General features: G+C 60.6%; 7 protein-coding genes. 6 read left to right on the top strand and 1 reads right to left on the bottom strand.

The window, feature by feature from the left end:
• The coding region (locus U1763_RS19465; RefSeq protein ID WP_503676876.1) for a transposase at positions 1-151 on the bottom strand (151 nt) is incomplete at its 3' end.
• Positions 152-519: 368 nt separating this feature from the next.
• On the opposite strand from U1763_RS19465, the gene U1763_RS19460 reads away from it, so the two are divergent.
• From U1763_RS19460 to U1763_RS19435, 6 genes are all read left to right on the top strand, one after another.
• Positions 520-1,356 carry a DUF5694 domain-containing protein gene (locus U1763_RS19460; RefSeq protein WP_332756574.1) on the top strand — a complete coding sequence of 279 codons (837 nt, stop codon included), beginning with the start codon at positions 520-522 and terminating at the stop codon, positions 1,354-1,356.
• Positions 1,353-2,798: a S41 family peptidase gene (locus tag U1763_RS19455; RefSeq protein ID WP_332756573.1), complete on the top strand. Its 1,446-nt coding sequence runs from the start codon at positions 1,353-1,355 to the stop codon at positions 2,796-2,798. The genes U1763_RS19460 and U1763_RS19455 overlap by 4 nt, the downstream gene beginning before the upstream one ends.
• A 158-nt stretch (positions 2,799-2,956) precedes the next feature.
• Entirely contained in the window at positions 2,957-3,742 is a 786-nt protein-coding gene (locus U1763_RS19450) for an aspartyl protease family protein (RefSeq protein ID WP_332756572.1), read from the top strand.
• Between the two features lie 16 nt (positions 3,743-3,758).
• The gene (locus U1763_RS19445) at positions 3,759-4,583 is read left to right on the top strand and encodes a retropepsin-like aspartic protease (RefSeq protein WP_332756578.1); all 825 of its coding nucleotides are present in this window, start codon (positions 3,759-3,761) and stop codon (positions 4,581-4,583) included.
• Between the two features lie 52 nt (positions 4,584-4,635).
• The gene (locus U1763_RS19440; RefSeq protein WP_332756571.1) at positions 4,636-5,445 is read left to right on the top strand and encodes an AraC family transcriptional regulator; all 810 of its coding nucleotides are present in this window, start codon (positions 4,636-4,638) and stop codon (positions 5,443-5,445) included.
• A gap of 200 nt (positions 5,446-5,645) precedes the next feature.
• Entirely contained in the window at positions 5,646-6,773 is a 1,128-nt protein-coding gene (locus U1763_RS19435) for a S41 family peptidase (protein WP_332756570.1), read from the top strand.
• Positions 6,774-6,800 lie beyond the last annotated feature (27 nt).

Here is a 6,800-nt window from a genome sequence, read left to right as displayed (position 1 = left end):
ACTCATGCAGCGTCTGCGGAACGCAGCCGATCTTCTCCGCGATCGACACCACCGCTGCCCATCGCGAGGGGTGATCCCGCTCGTGGTCGAAAACCATACGTACCGCGCGTTCGCGAACTTCCGGCGCAAACTTGTTCGTTGTCTTGCTCATACAGGCTCCACCTTCTCAGGAGTTGGAGCCTCCGACAAACCCGGTGCGGTTCACACCGCTCCATTGGGTACGACGTCCGCTCCACGCACAGCGCCTGATAAAGCGGCCCCTGCTGCACCCATGAGGAAGCTACGTCTTCTCAACTGCCCTTGCCCCATCATAATCTGACTTGGCGGATTGTTAGGGCATGAGATCAGAAGGGGATATGGTTAACTCGGCCTGCTCGCAAACGTACCGATTCCGGGACTAGCGTCGCTGTCAGCTGTCGGACCAAACTCATCTACAGTGGCGTCCAACCCAGCAAATCCAGATAGACAGCTGCCATTCGACGTGTATTGTCCGAGCACCACACCAAGGAGACCTGCTGCATGCTGCTACCCATACTCGCTGCGGCAGTAACGCCTGCTGTCACCGCTGCACCACAGCAACCTGTCCAAGTGATGGTGCTGGGTAGCTATCATTTCGGCAACCCTGGTCGTGACAAGGTGAATGCCCACGTCGACGATGTCACCACGCCGCAGCGCCAGCGCGAACTGGAAGCACTGGCTGATGCCATTGCAGAGTTTAGACCGACACGGGTCATGGTCGAGGCGCAACGCCCGGGCCCGACCTACGATGTGACGGACTTCGCAACGTTTTCCCCAAACGTGCTCAAGACCGACCGGGACGAGACAACCCAGATCGGCTACCGCATCGCTGCTCGCGCCGGCCTTCGGTCCGTTCAGGGTATCGACGAGCAACCCGGCAAGGGCGAACCGGACTATTTCCCGATCGGCCCGGTCGAAGCTTATGCACAAGCTCACGGGCAGCAGGCCTATCTCGACGCCGCCTTTGCGACGGTCCAGGCGTCTGCCAGGAAGTTTGAGGCAGAGCAGGCAACCACCAGCATACCGCAAATGCTGATCCGCTATAACGACCCCTCCACGCCCATGGGTGGACAGGATTCATACTACTCCCTGCTCCGACTTGGTGACGGTAACGAGCAGCCCGGCGCAGATCTGAATGCCATGTGGTACCTCCGCAATGCGAAGATCTTCGCAAAGCTCATCAATGTGGCCAAACCGGGCGATCGCATCCTCGTCGTGTACGGGGCTGGCCACGGGTACTGGCTGCGACACTTCGCCTCGACGACGCCGGGCTACAGTTCGGTTGATGTCAGGCCCTATCTTGAGAAGGCAGCCAGCAAACTGGCCGCGCCGAGATGAACCAGTCGCTCCTTGCCATACCAGCGACGGTTCTGCTGATCGGTGCGACCAACATACCTCGCGACTGGGCAGCAACCTTGCGAATGGACGCCAAGGCTTATCACGACCAGATCGCCGACAATCACCCTGGCCCCTACAACAAACTCGACCGCGGCTTTGCGCGTCGCAACGATGCCGGTCTGGCGTTGGCCCTGCGTCGCGCTGCTACCGTCCGAGACTACCCGGGATATCTATGGGCGATGCGCGGCTACGTGGCGAGCTTCAACGATGGACATGTCGCGCTCGACCTCGACCAGCCAGCCGCCCTGCCGATCCGCTGGCCCGGCTTCCTGACCGGCTTTGACGGCACCGGACGTCAGGTCGTGATGACCCGAGCGAATGACGCTCCCCTACCGCTCGGAGCAGTACTCGTAAGCTGCGATGGCATTGATGCCGAACATCTGGCTGCCCGCAACGTCGGCGCCTTTCGAGGCAGGTGGGAACTGGTCAGCCAACGAGCGACCAATGGTGGCCGCCTATTCCTCGACACCGCCAACCCTTACATCAAGCGTCCAGTCCGCTGCCGCTTCAAGGTTGATGGCAAACTAAAGAACGCGACGCTTAGCTGGCGCGATCTGCCTGATGCAGACTTCGACGCACGTTTTGCCGCTACTGCACCTCGGGCACGTCCGGAGTTCGCGGCTCGAACGTTTGCTGACGGCACGCGCTGGTTCTCGCTCCCCGGCTTCAACGGCGACCCCGACAGCGCTGATGCCAAGTCCCTAACGCCAATCATCAAATCGATGAGGAAGGACGCCATCGCGATCGCAGCGGCGCCGCGCATCGTGCTCGACCTTCGAGGCAATGGCGGTGGATCGTCCGACTGGTCGTATCAGATTGCGGCTATCCTCTGGGGCCAGGCTGCAGTGAATGCGCTTCCATCAGGATCGGAAGGCATCGACTGGCGCGCTTCGGCTGGAAACATCGCCACGCTCGAAGGCTATCGTACCGCCTGGCAGAATTCCGCGGATGTCTCGCAAGCGGCGAAAGACTGGGCCGCTCGTACAGCAAAGGGCATGACATCTGCCCGCGCGCTCGGGCAGGCGCTCTGGCGTGAAATCGATGCCGACAAAGCAAAAGGAGCAGCGACCGGCGCTGCTCCCGTGCTGAAAGCGCGGGTATTCGTGCTGACGGACTGGGGATGCGGATCGGCATGCCTTGATGCGGTCGATCTATGGACCGCGTTAGGCGGCATTCACGTCGGGCAGGAGACGAGCGCTGACTCGCTTTATATGGACGTACGGCAAGTCGCTCTGCCCAGCGGTTTTGCCCGGGCCGTTATTCCGATGAAGGTGTATCGCGGCAGAAAACGCGGTTCGAACGTCCCGGCCAGGCCGGTACATGCTTACACCGGCGACATGCGCAATACCGATCAGCTTGAGCGCTGGATCACTGCTTTTTAGCCTTAAATAGTAAAATGCATCGTCTATTCGATTGCTTCGGTTGGCGGGCATCCCACGGTGAAAGGGGCATTTTTTTGAAGAAGCTATTATCGGCTGTGTTGCTCATTAGTGTGGCGTCTGGAGCGAATGCTGCCCCAACGAGTCCGGTTCGGCTACCGTTGGAAAGCTACCGCAAAGGCGTAGCGGCACGAGTGAAGGTGGCCGGACGGGAGCGACTTTTTCAACTCGACACTGCAGGCGGACTGACGGTGATCTCCCCAGCGCTGGCAAAGGAGATAGACTGCCAACCTTGGGGATCAATCACCGGGTTTCATATGACCGGCACGAAGATCACCGCCCCACGTTGCGACAATGTTGCAATCCACTGGAAGAACCAGACCCTACAGAGCCCTGTTGCAATCGTCATGGACGTGGGGTCTCCCGACACACCGATCGATGGTCTGCTTGCCCTCGACGCATTCGCCGGACGCACTGTAACCATCGATTTCGCAGGTCGCGAGCTCACGTTGGAAACACGTGAAAGCGCGGCTGGGCGCAAGGCGAACGCGGTAGAGCTTCCTGCTCATTTGGCTCGTGAGATTGGCGGCCTGGCGCTGTCTGTTTTCGTTGACGTTCCCACCGAACGTGGACCGGCGCGCCTTGAGCTGGACAGTGGCAATGGCGGCACGATCCTAGTTGCACCAAAACTTCTTCCTCTACTTGGCTTGAAGAAGGTTACCGGCGAGGGGCCGCAACAAGGCCGCTTTCAGATCGCCCCCAGTGTCGAAGCGTCCGGGATGATCTTCAGCCCCGACATCGTGATCGATGGAAACCTTGGCATGCCGTTTCTCAAAGATTGGGTGGTCACCATGGATCTCGCTCAAGGACGGGTTTGGCTCAAACGCAGTGCCGTTGCAGCACCCGCCGGCATGGGGACCCCGCCGCCAGTGAAGCCTGCGGGGTAAGGGGATGCTAGTGAAAATGTTGATGATGGGCGCGTTGCTCGCCGCCCTTCCCGCCGGCCTATCGCAAGACCGCGGCCCACAAACGATAAGCCTTGAGCTTTTTCAAGGTAAGCAGTTCACTGTTCAGGCATCGGTTGGCGGCCGCGAGCGGACCTTCTTGTTTGACACGGGCGAGGGGGTGACAATGATTACGCCAGCCCTGGCCCGCGATCTTGGCTGCGAACCTTGGGGCAACGTCACGGCGTTTCGTATGACAGGAGAGCGACTGGACCTACCACGCTGCGATGACGTTGCTTTTAAAATGGGCAACCACGCCTACACAGCACCGACAACGATCGTCTACGATCTCGGCAAGCTCGATGCCGACACTGCCAGGCTGGACGGCTCGATCGGACTAGACCTCTTCGCTGGCCGTATCATCACTATTCGCTTCGCTAGTGGCCAGATCGTGATCGAAACACCGGGTTCCCTCGCGGCGCGTATGAAGTCCGGTCTCGAAGTGCCGGTTCGGCTGGTGCGGGGAGCAGAAGGTGCCGCCCTCGACGTCAACATCGGGGTGAACACCCCCCGGGGTCGTGCCTGGATGGAACTGGACTCTGCCAACGCAGGGCCAACCATTTTCGTGTCGACGCAGATCGCGCCGCTCCTGGGCTTACGCACGGACATTCGGACGGCTCAGCCGGTTAGCGCGACGATCACGCGCGACGTAGTATTTACCGGGCAAGCACGCGTCTTTCCGAATATGATCATGGACGGCAATATCGGCATGCAACTGATGGGCAGGCGCGACCTGACGCTCGATTTGGGATCCGGCCGCGCGTGGATCGGTAAGGCGCAATGACATACTTGCTTGGACTGATCGGCGTTCGGCTCCGGGTAGGCGGCGCGTTAACATGAGTGAGCCAGTGAGAAATGATGCCCACTTCTCCCGCCCCTCCTACCTACCAGGCGTCGAACTCGTATCCGTCGAGTATAGCGAGCGAGCCTTTCCCGAGCACAGCCATGCGGAATGGGTAGTCGGCGCGGTCATGGCAGGCTGTGAGGCCCTCGCTGTTGGCGGCAGAACCTACAACGTCGAGGCAGGTCAGGTACTGCGTCTTCATCCCGACCAGCCGCATGCCAACCGAACGACGGGAGGTGAGACCTTACGCTATCGCGTCGCGTACATCCCCGACGAAGCGATACGTCCTTACATCGCCGCGGGCTTGAACGCGTCGCGGTTTGACTCTCCTGTATTGGCTGGCGATCGTTCTTACTCCATCGTTGCCGATGCGCACACCTTGTTATGTCGCGATGACGCGGGGCGATTGGAACAGGAAAGTGCGCTCGCCGGTCTGGCTGGGGTCCTATTCGCCGACCAGGTAAACCACGCATCGTTGGATACCCGGGTGTCCAGCGATGCCGTTGCGCTCGCTCGTAGCTACATCGATGCACACTTCGCCGACGGCTTTGGGCTGGGCACGCTCTCAAGCGTATCCGGGATCAGCGTCTTCCATCTTGCGCGAAGCTTCCGCAAGGCAGTCGGGATCACCCCCCTCGCGTACCGCAATCAGTGCCGTATCGTCGCAGCGCGACGCCTGCTGTTGACGGGTCAGCCAATCGCGGAGGTTGCGCTTGATGTCGGCTATGCCGATCAAAGCCATCTCACACGGCAGTTCCAACGTATCGTCGGTGTATCGCCGGCACGCTACGCAAACAGGTAAGCTCGCACCGATCGCGCGACAGCAATATCGTTCAAGGCGGCGAAATTTCCTTCGGCTAACCGCATGGAAGACCACCAGCGAAAGCCGATCACATGTGCCACCCCATGACCCGTCGATCGTTGCTTCAGGCTGGTATCGCCCTAGGTGCGGCAGCAGCCTCCCCTTCGGGGATAGCCCAGGCGGGCGAGCCGGCTCATGACGTGACCTATGTCGAGGACTTCGACGAGCTCTGGCGGACACTGGACGAGCGCTACTGCTATTTCGGGGAGAAGCGCACCGACTGGAGGGCAGTAAGGCGAATGTATCGCCCCCTTGCCGCTGCCGCCCAATCATCCGAAGCGTTCGCCGGCATCGTTGGCCGGGTGATCGGCGAGCTGTACGACGCGCACACCCACTTGAATGATCCGGCACTGGATGCGGCTCGCGGGCCATATTTCGATCTGTGGGTCGAACCCAACCGCGATGGTACGGCGTTTGTCACAAGCGTTCGCGATGGGTCCCCCGCAGCGGATGCGGGCATTACGCCTGGCCAGAGCGTGCTTGCGATCGACGGCCGACCGATTGAGCAGATCGCTTCGGACATAATGCCGCGTTGTCTTAGCCGTCCAGATCCAGCGGCAACGGCGTTTGCGCTTAACGTCGCGGTATCGGGGCGGCGCGGCATGCCAAGGACGTTAACGGTGCGGTCGACGCCAGGTTCGGAACACGTCGTTCCCGTCCGCGTGAAGCAACCTGTTACGCTCCCCAATGTCGAGAGCCGGATGTTAGGTCATGACATCGGTTGCATCGTCGTTCGCAGCTTTGCTGACGATGCGGTTGTGACGGCCTTCGACGCGGCGCTGGCAAGCTTCCGGAATGCACCCGGACTCATTATTGATGTTCGTCAGAATGGTGGCGGCGACACCGCGGTAGCCCGCCCGATCATGGGGCGATTTATCACCGAGACGATGCCCTATGCCCGCATGCGCAGGCGCGACGGCAACCGACTGAGTGCTGCCTGGACAGAGACCGTCGAGCCGCGGGGCCCCTTTACCTACACCGGTAAGGTCGCGGTCCTCACAACGCGGTGGAGCGCCAGCATGGCGGAAGGCTTTCCCATGGGCATGCGTGGTCTCGGGCGTGCGGCTATCGTAGGAACGCCAATGATGCGGGTAGGTGCCGCGGTCTTTCCGTTACGGCTCGACCGCACTGGTCTGGCGCTGCAATACTCAGCAGAACCAGTTTACGACGTCCAGGATAAACCCAGATGGGAACTGGAACCCGATGTACCTGCCCTCATGGGCGGCGACATTTTGGTGGCTGCAATACGCTATCTGCGATCAGCGTGACTCATCCCCGGCCATAGAGAGCGTCTC

Source organism: Sphingomonas sorbitolis (assembly GCF_036663875.1).
Lineage (GTDB): Bacteria > Pseudomonadota > Alphaproteobacteria > Sphingomonadales > Sphingomonadaceae > Sphingomonas.
The sequence above is the reverse complement of the archived record's forward strand: the minus strand, read 5'-3'. Positions and strand labels throughout refer to the sequence as shown.